The following is a 15,986-nucleotide window of genomic DNA, read 5'->3' on the forward strand; positions in this document are numbered from 1 at the left end:
TGTGTCTCGGATGGATAGGGCACGCCTCTTGAGAGGTGGTCGGCCTTCACGTTTACGCCTGCGCCGAGCCTACCACACAACGCAAAGTCAAAGCCCCCAAATCTCCAAACCCAATCAGGGACAGATATCCCAATCCCAAGGTCAGACCGCTGCTGGAAGCCCGCAAGACAGGTAAACGGCACCCACCCAGGCACCCTGGTTCTAGATCTCCCAACCCAGACACCGTATTGGCCCCACCCACGCTGGAACTCAAGCACCAGCCCCCAACTCGTCCAGCGCTCCGCCTCCGACGAACAACTCAGGAGGCCCTGGGCAACTCCACCGAGACCCGGAGCCCACCGCCGGAGCGGGCGAGGACGGCGAGGTTGCCGTCGTGGGCGCGGGTGATGCTCTTGACGATCGCCAGGCCCAGACCGACCCCGGCGTGGTCGCCGTGGATGCGCTGGGTGCCTCGCTGGAACGGCTCGGTGAGCGTGGCGACGAGGTCGCGGGAGAGCTCCTCACCGGTGTTCGCGACGGCGAGGACCACACTCCTCTCGTTGGCGGCGATGGTCACCGACACCGACCCGTGCTCGGGCAGGTTGTGGACGATCGCGTTGTGGATCAGGTTGGTCGCGACCTGCAGCAGCAGAGCCGGCGAGCCACTGACCGATGCCTGGTCTCCGGAGGTCTCGATCCGCACGCCACGCTGCTCGGCCAGCGGCAGCAGCGTCTCGACCGCCTCCTCGGCGACCAGCGACAGGTCGACCGGCTCGCGGGCGAAGGAGCGCTGGTCGGCGCGGCTGAGCACGAGCAGGGCCTCGGTGAGGTCGATCGCGCGGGAGTTGATCAGGCGCAGCCGGCCGATGAGCTCGTCCACGTCACGGTTCGGGTCCTTGCCCGCGACGTCGAGCAGCGTCTGCGTGATCGCGAGCGGAGTACGCAGCTCGTGGGAGGCGTTGGCAGCGAACCGCTGCTGCTCGGCGACCTGCGCCTCGAGCTTGGCCAGCATGTCGTCGAAGCCGTCGGCGAGCTCACGGAACTCGTCGCCGGGGCCCTCGAGCTCGATCCGGTGCGAGAGCGATCCGTCCGCTGCCGTACGCGTGGCCTCGGTGATCTTCCGCAGCGGCGCCAGCATCCGGCCGGCGAGGATCCAGCCCCCGACCAGCCCGAACACGAGCAGGAAGCCCATCATCGTGGCCGCTCGTGGAACGAAGGCACGCTCCAGGTCCGAGCGGTTCGGGACGAAGGGAGCACTCGGCCTCCCCGGCTGCTGCGGCCACTCCATCCACACTCCGTCGGGGACGTAGCGCAGCAGGAAGACCCACACCACCGCGAGCAGGAGCACCCCGGTGACCACGATGACCGCGGCATAGCTGAGCGTCAGCTTGAGCCTGACGCTCATGCCGCCACATCCGTGGCAGAGCAGAAAGAATACGGACGAGGCGGCATGATGACATCATCGTTCGCTCGCATGCGCTCGCTCATCCCCGGGCGTCTAGGAGACATCGATCCGGTATCCAACACCCGGCACGGTCGCGATGATCGCCGGCTCGCCGAGCCGTTTACGCAGGGCGGAGACGGTGATGCGTACGGCGTTGGTGAAGGGATCGGCGTTCTCGTCCCAGGCCCGCTCCAAGAGCTCCTCGGCGCTGACCACGCCGCCCTCCGCGGCGGCGAGCACCTCGAGCACCGCGAACTGCTTGCGGGTCAGCGCCACGTAGCGGCCGTCGCGGTAGACCTCACGCCGGAACGGGTCGACCCGCAGGCCGGCGATCTCGCGCACGGGCGGCCGGTTGTAGGCACGCCGCCGGTCGAGCGCGCGCAGCCGCAGCACCAGCTCACGCAGCTCGAACGGCTTGGTCAGGTAGTCGTCGGCACCGAGCTCGAAGCCGGAGGCCTTGTCGTCGAGGCGGTCGGCCGCGGTGAGCATCAGGATGGGCATCCCGGTGCCGGAGGCGACGATGCGCTTGGCGACCTCGTCACCCGAGGGCCCGGGGATGTCGCGGTCGAGCACGGCGATGTCGTAGGCGTTGACGCTCAACAGCTCCAGAGCCGTGTCGCCGTCACCGGCGATGTCGGCAGCGATCGCCTCCAGCCGCAACCCGTCCCGGATCGCCCCTGCCATCAACGGCTCGTCCTCGACCACCAGCACCCGCATGCTCTGATCCTAGGTCGATGACATATCGCCGACGTATCCGAATTGCCATACGCCCTGACGACATCGCCGCGGGTTTACTGGCACGGTGACCTTCACTGTCCGACCGATCAGTCCTGCCGAGCACCTCGACCACGTCCGGTCGCGGCGGTCGGTCAGCTTCCTGCAGACCCCCGCCTGGGCCGGCGTGAAGACCGAGTGGCGCAGCGAGTCGCTGGGTTGGTACGCCGGCGACCGGCTCGCCGGGACCGGGCTGGTGCTGCACCGGCCGGTGCCGCGGCTGGGCTACACGCTGGCCTACCTGCCGTGGGGTCCCGACATCGACTGGGCCGGCGGGCTCACCGTCTGGTTCCCGCCGCTCGTCTCCTACCTCCGCTCGCAGGGCGCGTTCGCGATCCGGGTCGCTCCCCCGGTGCCGACCGACACCTGGAACGCCGCCCAGGTCAAGGAGGGCATCGCCGACCCCGAGGTCGTACGCCTCACCGACATCCCGGGGCGGCCCGATCCGGTCGGCGACGAGGTGACCCGCTATCTCCGCGACTCCGGCTGGATCCCGCAGAACCCTGTGGACGGGTTCGGAGCGGGGCAGCCGCAGTTCACGTACGAGATCCCGCTACGCCACCCGGATGGGACCGCCCGGTCCGAGGATGACGTGCTCGCGGGGATGAACCAGCTCTGGCGGCGCAACATCAAGAAGGCCGCCAAGGCCGGCGTCGAGGTCACCACCTCCGCCGGCGGCGATGACCTGAAGGCGTTCCACGACCTGTACGTCCACACCGCCGAGCGCGACCGCTTCACCCCACGGCCGCTGGCCTACTTCGAGAAGATGTTCGCGGCGTTGTCCGCCGAGGACGACGAGCGCATCAAGCTCTATCTGGCCCGTCACGACGGCGACCTGGTGGCTGCGACGATCTACGTCCGCGTCGGCGCCCACGCCTGGTACGTCTACGGCGCCTCCTCCACGGAGAAGCGGGACGTACGCGGCTCCAACGCCTGCCAGTGGGCGATGATCCGCGACTCGCTGGCCGCCGGCTGCGACGTCTACGACCTGCGCGGGATCACCCCCACGCTGTCCACCGACGACTCCCACGTCGGCCTGATCCAGTTCAAGGTCGGCACCGGCGGGCAGGCGGTGAGGTACGTCGGCGAATGGGACCTGCCGCTGCGGCCGATCGTCTACCGAGCCTTCGACCTCTACATGAGGCGGGGCCGATGATGGTGAACGATTCGGGCTCGCTCACCTTCACGGGCATCGCCCTGCTCACCATCCTGGCCCTGCCCGTGGCGATGCTGGCGGTGCCGGTCCTGGCGCTGTTGCGCCGGGCACTCGGTCTCGCGCCGGGCCGGGAATGGCGTACGTCGCTGGCCGAGGTCGCGATCGTCTACGGCACCGTGCCGTTCGTACTGCTGACGATGGTCCCCGGCCCGATGGCCGGCCTGGTCGACGGCAGCGTGAGCCTGGTGCCGCTCGAGGACCTGCCGACCATGACGACCGTCGGTGTCGTCGGCAACCTGCTGCTCTTCGCCGCGGCCGGCTTCTTCGGCCCGATCCGCTTCCGGGCGCTGCGCTCGGTGGGGCGGGTCCTGGCGCTCGGCGTGGCCGGCTCGGTGACGATCGAGACCCTGCAGTACACCCTGCGGCTGGACCGGGTCTCCTCCATCGACGACGTGCTCCTCAACGCCGGCGGCGCCACGCTGGCCGCGATCTTGTCGTGGCCGTGGTGGCGCCGCCGGCGATCCGTTCAGCCGCCCTCAGACCAGCGCCGCGGCGACCTGGTCGAGGCGGGCTCCGCGTGAGGCCTTGACCAGCACCACGTCGCCGGGAGCGAGGTGGCGCCGCAGCCAGTCGATCGCGGCGGCGTTGTCGGGCAGGGCCACCGCCCGCTGCCCCGCGCCGTCCGCGATGACGGCGGCGGCCTCGCCGACGGTGAGGACCAGGTCGGCCCGGGTGGCGGCGTACGTCCCGATCTCGTGGTGCGCGTCGCGGCTCGCCTCGCCGAGCTCGAGCATCTCGCCGAGCACGGCGATGCGGCGCCCGGCGTCGATCGAGGCGAGCGCGTCCAGACCCGCGCGGGTGGACTCGGGGTTGGCGTTGTAGGAGTCGTTGAGGAGGGTCGCACCGCTGGCGAGGGCGCGCAGCTCCATGCGCCACTTCGAGATCGAGGCGGTGTTCAGCGCGGTCGCGGCCTGCTCGAGCGGGACCCCGGCGGCCAGCCCCGCCGCCGCGGCGGCTGCGGCGTTGAGCGTCCAGTGAACGCCGACGAACGGGAGCGTGACGACGGCCTCGGCGTCCGCGTGCTGAAGTGTGAAAGTCGGCCGGCCGAGCCGGTCCAGGGCGAGGTCGCGCACGCGTACGCCCGCCCGCTCACCGACGCCGAAGGCCAGCACCGGACCGTCGGCGAGCCCGCCCATCGCGAGCACCCGTGGGTCGTCGGCGTGGAGCACGGCTGTGCCGCCGATCGCCATGCCCCGCACCAGCTCGCTCTTGGCTGTCGCGATCGCCTCGCGCGACCCGAACTCGCCCAGATGGGCCTGGCCGACGTTGGTCACGACGGCGATGTCCGCCGCGACCAGGCCGGTCAGCTCGGCGATGTCTCCGATGTGGCGGGCCCCCATCTCCAGGACGAGGAACCTGGTGGTCGCGTCGGCGCGCAGCATGGTGAGCGGTACGCCGAGCTCGTTGTTGAAGGAGCCGGAGGTCGCGACGGTCGGTGCCGCGCTCGCCAGCACCGCCTCGATCATGTCCTTGGTGCTGGTCTTGCCCTGGGAGCCGGTGACCGCGACGACGGTCATCTCGTCGTGCAGCAGCGCGATGACGTGCGCGGCGAGGCGTTGCAGCGCGGCCTGGGTGTCGTCGACGACGACCGTCGGGAGCGTCGTCGGGCGGGAGCCGAGCACGGCGACGGCACCGGCCGCGGCGGCCTGAGGTGCGTACTCGTGGCCGTCGGTGTGCTCGCCCGCGAACGCGACGAAGAGGCCTCCCGGGTCTGACTCGCGGCCGTCGATCACGGCTGGCGCGCTCACGGTCACCGAGCCGTCGCCGACGACCTTCCCGCCGACCAACGAGGCGATTTCGTCCAAGCTGAGGGGAATCATCCCATCAGTCTTCGAAATCCCACGTTACCGGCGTGTATCCGCTAATCGATATACGGACGATAACTCTGCCCAGGTCCGCGATCTACCTATCGTCGGCATATCAGAAATTCCATACGGGCCCGCAACCGTTCCTGAGGTTTGCTGGCGTCGATGATCTACCACGAGCCGACCCTGACGGCACCGACCGAGCCGATGGAGCAGACCGTGATCTCGCCGACCCTCGGGATCACGGTCTACGGCTGCGCCCCTGATGAGAGCCGCATCTTCGAGGTGCTGGCGCCTGGTCTCGGGGTCTCGCCGAGGACCACGACCGAGCCCGTCTCCGAGGACAATGTCGACCTCGCGGTCGGAGACCGGTGCATCAGCGTCAGCCATAAGTCGCCGATATCGAACGAGACAATGCTCGCTCTGCAGAAGTCCGGTGTCCGATATATCTCGACGCGAAGCGTCGGTTTCAACCACATCGATGTCGACTTCGCGGAAAGCATCGGGATCACGGTCGGAAACGTCTCCTATTCACCCGATTCCGTGGCCGACTATACGTTGATGCTGATGCTCATGTCGGTGCGCCAGGCGAAGTCGACGATCCGGCGCACCGACGCCCACGACTACCGCCCGGCGGACACGCGCGGCCGCGAGCTGCGCGACCTGACCGTCGGCGTGGTCGGGACCGGGCGGATCGGCGCGGCGGTCATCGACCGGCTGCGTGGTTTCGGCTGCGACGTACTCGCCTATGACATCCGACCCCGGCCCGCGGCCACCGGCGTGGAGCACGTCGATCTGGACACGCTGGTCGAGCGCAGCGACATCGTCACGCTGCACGCGCCGCTCAGTGCGGAGTCGCACCATCTCCTCGACCGGCGACGCATCGACCGGATGCGCCCCGGCGCGTACGTCATCAACACCGGTCGCGGAGCGCTGATCGAGACCCCGGCGCTCATCGAAGCTCTCGAGGAGGGCCGGCTGGGCGGTGCGGCCCTCGACGTCATCGAGGGCGAGGAGGGCATCTTCTACGCCGATCTCCGGGGGCGGGATATCCCCAACGGCTGGCTGGCACGGCTCCAGGAGATGCCGAATGTGCTGGTCAGCCCCCATATCGCCTACTTCACCGACCATGCCCTCATGGACACGGTCGAGAACTCCATCGTGAACTGTCGTGAATTCGAAAGCAGGTTTCCGCATGTCTAAGCTCAAGGTCGGCATCATCTTCGGTGGCGTCTTCGAGGAGCACCCCGTCTCGGTGAAGTCGGCGCAGGAGGTTGCCAAGAACCTCGACGCCGACAGGTACGAGGCCTACTGGATCGGCATCACCAAGAGCGGTGACTGGCGCCTGTGCGACGGCCCCGAGGCGAGCTGGGAGGACGGCGCGCACCGCCCGGTCGTGCTCTCCCCCGACCGCAGCGTCCATGGATTGCTCGTCCTCGACGGGGGCAGCTACGAGACGATCCGGCTCGACGTCGTACTCCCGGTCCTGCACGGAAAGCTCGGCGAGGACGGCGCGATCCAGGGGCTCTTCGAGCTCTCCGGGATCCCGTACGTCGGCTGTGACGTGCAGAGCTCGGCGCTGTGCATGGACAAGTCGCTGGCCTACACGGTCGTCGGCGAGGCGGGGATCGCGACGCCGAACTTCTGGATCCTCGACGCCGGCGACACTGTGCAGACCATTGGCGACCCCGGCGTACTCCCCTATCCGGTCTTCGTGAAGCCGGCCCGCTCCGGGTCGTCGTTCGGGGTCAGCAAGGTGACCTCGGCCGGAGAGCTGGCCGACGCGGTGGCGACCGCGCGGCAGTACGACGAGAAGGTGCTCGTCGAGGAGGGCGTCGTCGCCGAGGAGATCGGCTGCGCGATCCTCGGTAACGGTGCCGAGCTGGTCACCGGGGAGGTCGACCACGTCGCGCTCACGCACGGCTTCTTCAAGATCCACCAGGAGGACGCCCCCGAGACCGGCTCGGAGAACGCGACCTTCATCGTGCCCGCCGACATCCCGGCCGAGGCGCAAGAGCTGGTCAAGACCGAGGCGCAGCGGGTCTACCGCGCGCTGGGCTGCCGTGGTCTGGCGCGGGTCGACATGTTCCTCAAGGCGGACGGCACCGTGGTGCTCAACGAGGTCAACACCCTGCCCGGACTCACCTCGTACAGCCGCTACCCGCGAATGATGGCCGCTGCCGGGATCTCGATGACCGAGTTTCTCGACCGCGCGGTCACCCTGGCGCTCGAAGAGACCCCGCGATGAAGGACGGCTTCGGCTTCGTCGACGAGCTGGCGCCGGGCATCCGTTGGGACAGCAAGTACGCCACCTGGGACAACTTCACCGGGAAGCCGGTCGACGGCTACCTGGTCAACCGCATCGTCGGAACCCGCGAGCTGTGCGCGGCACTCGCCCAGGCGCGGGACGAGGCCGCTGCCCTCGGGTTCGGGATCCTGCTGTGGGACGGCTACCGCCCCCAGCGCGCCGTCGACGCGTTCCTGCGCTGGGCCGAGGAGCCCTCGCGGGACGACGACGGGCGCAAGCGCGTGCACTATCCGGCGATCACCCGCCCGGAGATGTTCGAGAAGGGGTACGTCGCCGCCGAGTCCGGCCACAGCCGCGGCAGCACCGTCGACCTGACCCTCTTCTCCTTGGCCACGGGGGCGCTGCTGGACATGGGCGGTGACCATGACCTGATGGACGAGATCTCCCACCACGGCGCGGCCGGGGTCTCCGAGGTCGCGGCCCGCAACCGGTCGCACCTGTGCTCGGTGATGGAGTCGTGCGGGTTCAGCCGCTACGAGAACGAGTGGTGGCACTACTCGCTGATCGACGAGCCCTACCCCGACACCTACTTCGACTTCCCGATCGGCTGACCCAGGGACTCAGGGACTCAGGGACTCAGGGACTCAGGGACTCAGCCAGCCTTGGACCTTCGAGCGGTTCGCCTTCTTCCAGACCGAGGCGAACCGCTCCTCGGCGTCGGCGGCGGCGGCCTCCTCGGCTGCCCGGAGCTCACGGAGCGCATCGTCGGGTCCCGGAACCATCTCGATCGTCCGGATCATGACGGCGGCGTCGTTGAGGTCCCCGAGGGTCGACTGGATCGACTTCGCGGCATCAGCGAGGCGCTCGGCATCCTCGCCGAAGACCTCGCGCAGCGACTCGGCCGCGTAGCGGGTGCGCTTGGCCTTCTTGCGTGCCTCGTGAAGCTGCCGACGCCGCTCGTCGGCATCATCGGTGAGCTCGGCAGCATCGACCGCCGCAGCCACCCGCCGCCAGCTCCGGCGGGCCCGCTTGCGCAACGCCTTCTTGCCGGGTGTGCCGTCCGACCAGGGAAGACCGTCGAAGGCGACGAGGGCCGCGGTCAGGGCCCGGTAACGCTTCCCGTCCAACTCCGGAAGCAGCCGGGACCGCCCCTGCGCCTGGCGCTCGGCCAGCGCGGCCCGGAGCGCGTCGACACCCGTCTGCCCCGGACCGTGCTCGGCCGCCCAGCGGCGCAGCCGCTTGCGGAGCACCTCCGTGTCGCGTACCTCTCCGAGGAGGGCGCCCAGCCACTTCAGCTCCTCGCGGAGCGGCTCGGTCCGCTCCGCGTCGAGGAACGGGCGGTACGTCGCCAGGACGCTGCGCAGCCTGCGTACGGTCACCCGCATCTGATGGACCGAGTCGTCCTCATCACGCAGCACGAGCCGGCCCCAGCGGTGGAGCGCCACCACCTGGTCGCGCCACCACTCGCCGACCGGCTCGTGTGGATGACTCATCCCCACTGTTCTACCTTGCCACGGCGTCCAGGTCACGCTCGGTTCGTCCGGCTTCGGCATCCTCGGCGCTGCCCTTCTCGCGGTGCGGGAGCACGGTCAGCAGCAGGCCGAACCCGGCCCAGCAGACGAGGACGATCAGCGGCACCGTGGTCCCGGCGCCGTCGAAGAAGGAGAAGCCGCGAAGCGCCGACCCGGCCGCGCCCGGGGGCATCAGCTGGCCGAGCCAGCCGAACGGGACCATCTCCGGCGCGGACGTGATCCCGGAGAGCGGGTTGCCGACGAGCAGGATCAGCAGCGCGACGATGCCGACGCCTGCCGGGCCGATGAGGTGGCGCAGGCCGATGATCGGGAGCGCGACGGCGAGGATGCCGAGGGCGACGACTCCGGCGTTGGCCAGGTAGCTGCCCTCCAGCGCTCCGAGCCAGCCCTGGACCACGGCGGTCATCGCGAGACCTCCGCCGACGGCGATCAGGAAGGCGGCCGCGACCCGGTCACGGGTGCGGGTCAGCACCAGCGAGGTGATCGCGCCGGCCATGATGCCGCCGATCACCAGCGGCAGCGCGGACGCACCGAAGACGATGCCGCGCGGGTCGTCCTCCGCGCTCGCCACGACGTCGGTCACCTGGGGCTGCGTGCCGGTCTCGGCGCCCATCGCGGTGGCCATCTGGGTGAGCTGCTGAGCGACGTTGGCGCTGGCGGCGGAGGCGACCAGGAACTCCGGGCCCTGGGAGCCGGCGACGCGATGTATCGAGCTTGTCGAGATGATCGCGCCGTACGCCTCCCGGTCCTCGATCGCCTCGACCGCCTCCTCGCGGTCCGCGACAGCGGTGATCTCGAAGGCGTCATCCCCCGCGTTGGCGGCGAGCTGGGACTCGATCTGGGTGACCGCGGCCTCGGGGCCGGCGACGACCAGCGGCAGCGACCTGGGCTCCAGCTCGCTGGTGGGCCAGGCGAACGCGGAGATGAGCAACGTGAGCAAGGTGACCAGACCGAGGCTGAGCCCGATCACGGCTTTGACTGACTTGGGCATATCGGATTCCTTCTCAAAACGAATGTTCATTCTCTTTGGGGCACACCTTCCTCCTTCTGTTCCGATTTATCAAGAATGAGTGTTCGTTTTCTTTTGAGGTACGCTTCATCACATGCCCAAGGTCAGCGACGAGCACCGCACCGAGAAGCGCCAGCAGATCATCGCGGCGACGCTGCGCTGCGTGGAGCGCGACGGCTTCCACAAGACGACGATGGCCGCCGTCGTGCAGGAGTCCGGTCTCTCCGCCGGCTCGGTCTACACCTACTTCCGCGGGAAGCACGAGATCATCCACGCGATCGCTGCGTCCGGCGTGACCGGTATCAAGGACGCGATCAACGGCCTCATCGCCGAGGCCGCCCGTTCGGGCGCAGCCCCTCCCCGGCCCGAACGGGCGATCGAGACCGCCACCCAGCACCTCCTGGATCTCTCCGAGGAGTTGGGGATCAACCTTCCCCGCATCGCCCTGCAGACCTGGGCCGAGGCCGCCCGCGACCCCGAGTTCCTCGCACTCATGGCTCCCGAGGCGCGCGGCATCCGGGCCGCCTGGCGCCGCTACGCCGAGGCAGCCATCGATGCTGGGCAGTTCCGCGAGGGCGCCGACCCCGAGAAGATCGCGATGGTGCTCACCGGTCTGCTTCCCGGCTTCATCCTGCAGCGCGTCGTGATCGGCGATGTGACCCCGAAGGCGTACGCGGCAGGGCTCACCGATCTGCTCGACTACCCCCAGCGAGCGACCCAGTAACGCACCCCGAACGGGTCGCCGTCGTAGTCGACTGCCACCGTGTCGACGCTGCGCAGCAGGTCGGCGGCCTCGATGATCGGGCCGACGTCGGCCCAGAGCTCATCGGCGAACCCGAGATCGAGCGCGCTGAGCGCCTCGGGGTCGGGCGTGACCAGAGACTTGCTGAGCGCCTCGTCGAACCCGGCGGCCCGCGGGTCGAGGTGTCCCGGCGCCTTCTCGCTGCGGCGGGCCGAGCCGTTGCCGACGATGAGGTACGCCGCCTCACCGCTGGTCACCGGAGCCGTCCCGACCTCGGCCAGCAGCGAGGAGGCCACCCGGGCACCCTGCGCACCGGCGATCACGCGTACGTCCTCGCCCAGCCAGGCCACCGCGGCCAAGCAGGCAGCACGGAGCTCATCGACCGGGTCGTCGAGCGAGGCGTACTCCGGCAGCAGGGCCAGGCATCCCGGAACCAGCGCCACTCGAGTCACTGCAGTCCCCTGATCGCTCGCTTCGGACGTCGCCGGCCGGCGATCGTCCAGACCATGTCGACGGTCTGCCGGGTCTCCGGGACCTGGTGGACGCGGTAGATGCGAGCACCGGCCAGCGCGCAGACCGAGGTAGCGGCCAGGGTGCCGAGGAGGCGCTCTCCGACCGGCACATCGAGCGTCTCCCCCACGAAGTCCTTGTTGGAGAGGGAGACCAGCACCGGCCAGCCGGTCGCGACCATCTCGCCGAGCCGGCGAGTGATCTCGAGCGAGTGGAAGGTGTTCTTCCCGAAGTCGTGGGCCGGGTCGATGACGATCGAGTCCTTCGCGACGCCGGCGTCCAGGGCACGCTGGGCGTAGCCGAGGGTCGAGTCGATCGCGTCACGGACCACGTCGTCGTACTCGATCCGGTAGGGCCGCGTCCGGGGCGTCACGCCTCCGGTGTGGGTGCACACGATCGCGGCGCCGTGGGCCGCGGCGACGTCGACGAGCTCCGGGTCGGCCCCGCCCCAGGCGTCGTTGATGACGTCGGCACCGGCCGCGCACACCGCGTCACCCACCTCGGCGCGCCAGGTGTCCACCGAGATCACCAGCGCCGGGAACTCCTCGCGCACCCGGGCGACGAAGTCGACCACGCGGGCCTTTTCCTCCGCGGCGCCGATCTCGGCCCCGGGCGCTGCCTTGATCCCGCCGATGTCGACGATCTCCGCGCCTTGGGAGGCCACCAGACGTACGCGCTCGAAGGCCGCGTCCTCGGCCCAGGTCGCACCCTTGTCGAAGAACGAGTCCGGGGTGCGGTTGACGATCGCCATCATCAGCGCCTCGTCATCACCGAAGGCATGTCGTCCCAGGCGCAGCATCAGGCGACCATACCGCCCGAGCCGCCGCGCACCGGGGGCCGCTCCAGGAGGCTCACGGAGCGGTCGACGACCTTGGTCGAGCCGTCGATCGGGATGTACTGCCGCATCTCGACGTCGTCGCCCACCGGACCGGTGCCGAGGCGGCGCGACATCATGCCCACGATCTGGGTCGCCATCAGGCCGAGATCGAAGAGATCCTGGTGGCTGTGGTCGCGCTGGCCCAGGTCGACCTGGGCGATCGCGTCCATCCCTCGCGTGTCCAGGGTGTCGACGAGGGCGGCGAGCTCCACGCCGTAGCCGATCGGGACCCGCAGCCGTTCGAACAGCGAGCGCCGGATCGACCACTCCCCCGCCAGCGGCTGGATCAGGTCCCGCAACGGCCTGCGGTGGAGGGCCAGCAGCGGGCGGGCGACGAGCTCGGTGACCCGGCCGCCGTCGAGACCGTGCTCTCCCGGGCGCCGGTAGAAGCCCTTGACCAGCTCGATCGTCGGATTGTTGACAAGGGGGCCGATCAGGCCGCGTACGAAATGGGTGTCCCAGTCGGTCAGGTCGGCGTCCATGAAGACGATCAGCTCGCCGGTGGTCACGAACTGCGACTTCCACATCGCCTCACCCTTGCCAGGGTAGGAGCCGAGCTCGGGCCGGATCGCGGCCGAGGCGTAGACGTCGGCCCCGGCGTCGGCCGCGATCCGCGCGGTGTCGTCGGACGAGTCGGAGTCGATGACGACGAGCTCGTCGACCAGATCGGAGGTCTCCATCAGGCTGGTGCGCAGCTTGTCGACCAGGCCGCCGACGGTCGCGGCCTCGTTGCGCGCCGGCACCACGAGGCTCACCCGCTGCCCCTGCTTGGCCGCGACGAGGTCGGCCAGCGACCAGTCGTCCCAGTGATGGGTGTTGTTCTCCGACCACGACATGCCCAAACCCTATCGACGGTGTCCTCGAACACCGGACCGATACCCGACCCGTCCGGCTCCCAGCCGTCGCTACTGTGCGTCGTCGTGCGAGCGCGCGAAGGTGAGGATCTCGTCGGTGGCGCCGTTCATCCAGACGTCCTGGCAGGCCTGCGCCATCTCCTCGAGGCCGTCGACGATCGTGCCGAAGACGTTGCCCGGCACCCATCCCTGGTCGCCGTTGATGAGCAGGTTGTTGCGGCCGTAGAAGAGGGCGAGGTCGACGATCTCGGTCATCCCTCCCGGTCCGCGGTCCTCCGGGTAGCCGTAGGACGGGTTGCCGAGGTCGTCGGAGGAGAAGGCGAAGTAGCACAGGTCGCCGGGGATCGGGGTGACCGTTGTGTTCTCCTTGCCGGGCTCCTTCGCGGCGAAGGCGGGCACGAGGTTGTAGATCTCGTTGCGGGCGTACTTGCCGTGGAAGACCTGTCCGCTCAGCGGCAGTGCGTCCCACACGGCGCCGGCCGTGCGTGGTGCCTCCTCGTCGAGCAGGCGGGCGAGACAGGAGACACCGCGGCGCTCCAGGGTGACGGTGATGTAGCGGCTCATCGCGCTCCTCGAGGATTGTCGACAGGTCGGACGAACAGCTCACCGCTGGCCCGCTCGTAGGCCCGCGCCGCGCGCAGCACCCGGGCGTCGTCGTGGCGGGCACCGACGATCTGGAGGCCGACGGGCAGCCCCGCCTCGGTGGTGCCGCAGGGCACACTCGCCGCAGGCTGCTGGGTCATGTTGAACGGGTAGGTGTAGGGCGTCCAGCTCGGCCACCACTGCGAGGGCCAGCCCTTGGGCGCCTGCAGCCCCAGCTCGAAGGCGGTGATCGGCATGGTCGGGGTGACCAGCAGGTCGTACGTCTCGTGGAACCGCCCCATCAACCGGCCGAGGTCCATCCGGACCGCGGTGGCGTCCAGGTAGTCGGCCGCGGAGCCGCGGCCCTTGGTCTCGATGCCTTCGCGCAGCAGCGGGTCGATCTTGTCGATCGCGCCGGGAGGATAGGCGTCGAGCACCTTCGCCGCTCCGCAGAACCAGAGCACCTCGAACGCCTCGACCGGGTCGGTGAAACCGGGGTCGACCTCCTCGACCTGGGCGCCCGCCGACTCGAGCACGGCGACTGCTTCGCGGACCAGCTGCTCGACCTCCGGGTCGTTCTCGACGTACCCGAACGTGGGCGAGAACCCGATCCTCAACCCTTCGACACCGTCCTCCAGGCCGGCGAGGAAGGAGGCACGCGGCGTGGGCATCGCCGACCAGTCGCGGGAGTCGAAGCCGGCGATCACGTCGAGGAGCGCGGCCGCGTCGGTCACGGTCCTGGTCATCGGACCGGCGTGCGAGAGGGTGCCGAAGGGGCTGGCGGGATGGAGTGGGATCAGTCCGTAGGTCGGCTTGATCGTCACCGTGCCGGTGAAGGAGGCCGGGATCCGGACCGAGCCACCGCCGTCGGTGCCGAGCGCCCACGGACCCATGCCGAGACCGACCGCCGCCGCGGCACCGCCGCTGGAGCCGCCCGCGGTCAGGCCGGGGTCCCAGGGGTTGCCGGTCGAGCCGTAGCGGAGCGAGTCGGTGACGCCCTTCCAGGCGAACTCGGGAGTCGTCGTCTTCCCGGTGATCACGGCGCCGGCCTCGCGCAGCCGCGCGACCGCGGGTGCGTCCTCGGGCCACGGCCCGGCCTCGTCGATGAGCCAGGTGCCGCGGATCGTCGGCAGTCCTGCGGTCCACAGGATGTCCTTGACCGAGGTCGGTATGCCGTCGGCGCTGCTGAGTGGATGCCCGGCCCGCCACCTCTCGGTGGACGCGGTCGCCTGCGCCAGCGCGCCATCGGGGTCGACCCGGACGAACGCGTTCACCGCGGGGTCGTGATCCTCGATCGTGTCGAGCACCGACCGTGTCGCGTCGAGCGGGGTGAAGGCGCCCGAGCGGTAACCCGCCACCAGCTCGGCGGCGGTCAAGGCGCTGAGCTCCGCGCCGGCCTCGGGCATCTGGTCGGCCATGAACTCTCTCACTCCTTCGCGACGACGAAGCCGCGCTGCTTGTCGACGACGTTCAGCAGCGGCTCGCCGCTCAGCCAGCGCCGGGCGTTGTCGACGAACTGGTCCGCCAGCGCATCCCGCCAGCCCTCGTAGTCGCCGGACATGTGTGCCGAGACCGCCACCCCCGGCATGCTCCACAACGGACTCTCGGGCGGCAGCGGCTCGACCTCGAAGACGTCCAGGGACGCCGCCTCGACCGGGCCGTCTCGGAGCGCGGAGACGAGCGCGGCCTCGTCGACGATCTGCCCGCGCCCGACATTGACCAGGTGGCTGCCCGGCTTCATCGCGGCGAGCACATCTTCGCTGATCAAGCCACGGGTCTCGTCGGTCAGCGGCGCCGTGACGACGACGTGGTCGGCCCAGCCGACGTGTGCGGCCAGGTCGGCGCTGGCGAGGACCTCGCCGAAGTCGGGATCACCGCTGCGGGCAGTGCGGCCGGCACCGCGTACGTCCATCCCGGCCGCGCGCAGCAGCCGGGCCGTCTCGCGACCGATCGCGCCGGCGCCGACCACGAGCGCGGTCTCGGCGCTGATCAGCCGAGTCTCGCGGCGCAGCCACTTCCGGGCCGACTGCAGGTCGTGGCTGAGGTGGATGTCCTTGGCCACGGCCAGGATCGAACCGAGCACGAACTCCGCCATCGCTCGGTCGAAGATCCCGCGGGCGTTGGTGACGACCACGTCGGCGGCGACCAGCTCCGGGAACAGCAGCTTGTCGACCCCTGCGGCGGCGACATGGAGCCAGCGCAGCGAGCCGGCGCTCGGCCAGGCGTCACGGACGGCCTCGGAGAAGTAGTCCCACAGCAGCAGCGCCTCGGCTCCGCGAAGCGCTTCGGCCAGGCCGGCGGCATCGGTGTAGGTGAGCTCGGCATCCGCCTCGAGGCGCTCCATCCCAGCGGGTCTGCCGCCGTCAGGCGGACAGAGGATCGTGATCGCGGGGCGCCGGGACGTCTCCAAGAAA

The 15,986-nt window shown here is 69.8% G+C and carries 17 protein-coding genes; 6 read left to right on the top strand and 11 right to left on the bottom strand.

All coding sequences use genetic code 11. The annotated features are described in order from the left end of the window. Positions 1-298 precede the first annotated feature (298 nt). Both ACFWQC_RS26040 and ACFWQC_RS26045 read right to left on the bottom strand, forming a co-directional pair. A complete protein-coding gene (locus ACFWQC_RS26040; RefSeq protein WP_378684986.1) occupies positions 299-1,384 on the bottom strand; it encodes a sensor histidine kinase in 1,086 nt (361 codons plus the stop codon). Between the two features lie 93 nt (positions 1,385-1,477). Further along, on the bottom strand, positions 1,478-2,140 hold the full coding sequence (locus ACFWQC_RS26045) for a response regulator transcription factor (protein WP_378684989.1): 663 nt from the start codon (positions 2,138-2,140) through the stop codon (positions 1,478-1,480). 85 nt (positions 2,141-2,225) lie between these two features. Between ACFWQC_RS26045 and ACFWQC_RS26050 the strand changes: the two genes are divergently transcribed. Together ACFWQC_RS26050 and ACFWQC_RS26055 are read left to right on the top strand one after the other, a co-directional pair. Then, complete coding sequence (locus ACFWQC_RS26050) at positions 2,226-3,353, top strand: lipid II:glycine glycyltransferase FemX (RefSeq protein ID WP_378684991.1); 1,128 nt, start codon at positions 2,226-2,228, stop codon at positions 3,351-3,353. Further along, the gene (locus ACFWQC_RS26055; protein WP_378684994.1) at positions 3,350-3,934 is read left to right on the top strand and encodes a VanZ family protein; all 585 of its coding nucleotides are present in this window, start codon (positions 3,350-3,352) and stop codon (positions 3,932-3,934) included. The genes ACFWQC_RS26050 and ACFWQC_RS26055 overlap by 4 nt, the downstream gene beginning before the upstream one ends. On the opposite strand, the gene murF is transcribed toward ACFWQC_RS26055, so the two are convergent. Beyond that, a complete protein-coding gene (gene murF, locus ACFWQC_RS26060) occupies positions 3,890-5,233 on the bottom strand; it encodes a UDP-N-acetylmuramoyl-tripeptide--D-alanyl-D-alanine ligase (protein WP_378684997.1) in 1,344 nt (447 codons plus the stop codon). The two genes, ACFWQC_RS26055 and murF, sit on opposite strands and share 45 nt — an antisense overlap. A gap of 192 nt (positions 5,234-5,425) precedes the next feature. Between murF and ACFWQC_RS26065 the strand changes: the two genes are divergently transcribed. The 3 genes from ACFWQC_RS26065 to vanX are packed head-to-tail and all read left to right on the top strand — an operon-like array spanning position 5,426 to position 8,077. After that, positions 5,426-6,421 carry a D-isomer specific 2-hydroxyacid dehydrogenase family protein gene (locus ACFWQC_RS26065; RefSeq protein WP_378685076.1) on the top strand — a complete coding sequence of 332 codons (996 nt, stop codon included), beginning with the start codon at positions 5,426-5,428 and terminating at the stop codon, positions 6,419-6,421. After that, positions 6,414-7,466 (top strand): D-alanine--(R)-lactate ligase, encoded by a 1,053-nt coding sequence (gene vanA, locus ACFWQC_RS26070; protein WP_378685000.1) that lies wholly within the window; start codon positions 6,414-6,416, stop codon positions 7,464-7,466. The genes ACFWQC_RS26065 and vanA overlap by 8 nt, the downstream gene beginning before the upstream one ends. Beyond that, complete coding sequence (gene vanX, locus ACFWQC_RS26075) at positions 7,463-8,077, top strand: D-Ala-D-Ala dipeptidase VanX (RefSeq protein ID WP_378685002.1); 615 nt, start codon at positions 7,463-7,465, stop codon at positions 8,075-8,077. Before vanA ends, vanX begins: the two co-directional genes overlap by 4 nt. Before the next feature lie 33 nt (positions 8,078-8,110). Here the strand turns inward: vanX and ACFWQC_RS26080 are convergent, their stop codons facing one another. Together ACFWQC_RS26080 and ACFWQC_RS26085 are read right to left on the bottom strand one after the other, a co-directional pair. Then, complete coding sequence (locus ACFWQC_RS26080; RefSeq protein WP_378685004.1) at positions 8,111-8,959, bottom strand: CHAD domain-containing protein; 849 nt, start codon at positions 8,957-8,959, stop codon at positions 8,111-8,113. A gap of 10 nt (positions 8,960-8,969) precedes the next feature. Then, positions 8,970-9,989: a hypothetical protein gene (locus tag ACFWQC_RS26085; protein WP_378685006.1), complete on the bottom strand. Its 1,020-nt coding sequence runs from the start codon at positions 9,987-9,989 to the stop codon at positions 8,970-8,972. A gap of 112 nt (positions 9,990-10,101) precedes the next feature. On the opposite strand from ACFWQC_RS26085, the gene ACFWQC_RS26090 reads away from it, so the two are divergent. Next, positions 10,102-10,731, top strand: a complete 630-nt coding sequence (locus ACFWQC_RS26090; RefSeq protein WP_378685009.1) for a TetR/AcrR family transcriptional regulator — start codon at positions 10,102-10,104, stop codon at positions 10,729-10,731. On the opposite strand, the gene ACFWQC_RS26095 is transcribed toward ACFWQC_RS26090, so the two are convergent. From ACFWQC_RS26095 to ACFWQC_RS26120, 6 genes are all read right to left on the bottom strand, one after another. Further along, complete coding sequence (locus ACFWQC_RS26095) at positions 10,707-11,201, bottom strand: hypothetical protein (RefSeq protein WP_378685012.1); 495 nt, start codon at positions 11,199-11,201, stop codon at positions 10,707-10,709. The two genes, ACFWQC_RS26090 and ACFWQC_RS26095, sit on opposite strands and share 25 nt — an antisense overlap. Continuing rightward, complete coding sequence (gene folP, locus ACFWQC_RS26100; protein WP_355230640.1) at positions 11,198-12,058, bottom strand: dihydropteroate synthase; 861 nt, start codon at positions 12,056-12,058, stop codon at positions 11,198-11,200. Before folP ends, ACFWQC_RS26095 begins: the two co-directional genes overlap by 4 nt. Further along, positions 12,058-12,972: a glucosyl-3-phosphoglycerate synthase gene (locus tag ACFWQC_RS26105; protein WP_378685015.1), complete on the bottom strand. Its 915-nt coding sequence runs from the start codon at positions 12,970-12,972 to the stop codon at positions 12,058-12,060. The genes folP and ACFWQC_RS26105 overlap by 1 nt, the downstream gene beginning before the upstream one ends. 69 nt (positions 12,973-13,041) lie before the next feature. Then, the gene (locus ACFWQC_RS26110; protein ID WP_378685017.1) at positions 13,042-13,554 is read right to left on the bottom strand and encodes a DUF3830 family protein; all 513 of its coding nucleotides are present in this window, start codon (positions 13,552-13,554) and stop codon (positions 13,042-13,044) included. Next, positions 13,551-14,990: an amidase gene (locus tag ACFWQC_RS26115; protein WP_378685020.1), complete on the bottom strand. Its 1,440-nt coding sequence runs from the start codon at positions 14,988-14,990 to the stop codon at positions 13,551-13,553. The genes ACFWQC_RS26110 and ACFWQC_RS26115 overlap by 4 nt, the downstream gene beginning before the upstream one ends. 8 nt (positions 14,991-14,998) lie before the next feature. After that, positions 14,999-15,982, bottom strand: a complete 984-nt coding sequence (locus ACFWQC_RS26120; RefSeq protein WP_378685022.1) for a D-2-hydroxyacid dehydrogenase — start codon at positions 15,980-15,982, stop codon at positions 14,999-15,001. Positions 15,983-15,986: the final 4 nt, after the last annotated feature.

The sequence above is a fragment of the Nocardioides sp. NPDC058538 genome, from assembly GCF_042719275.1.
Lineage (GTDB): Bacteria > Actinomycetota > Actinomycetes > Propionibacteriales > Nocardioidaceae > Nocardioides.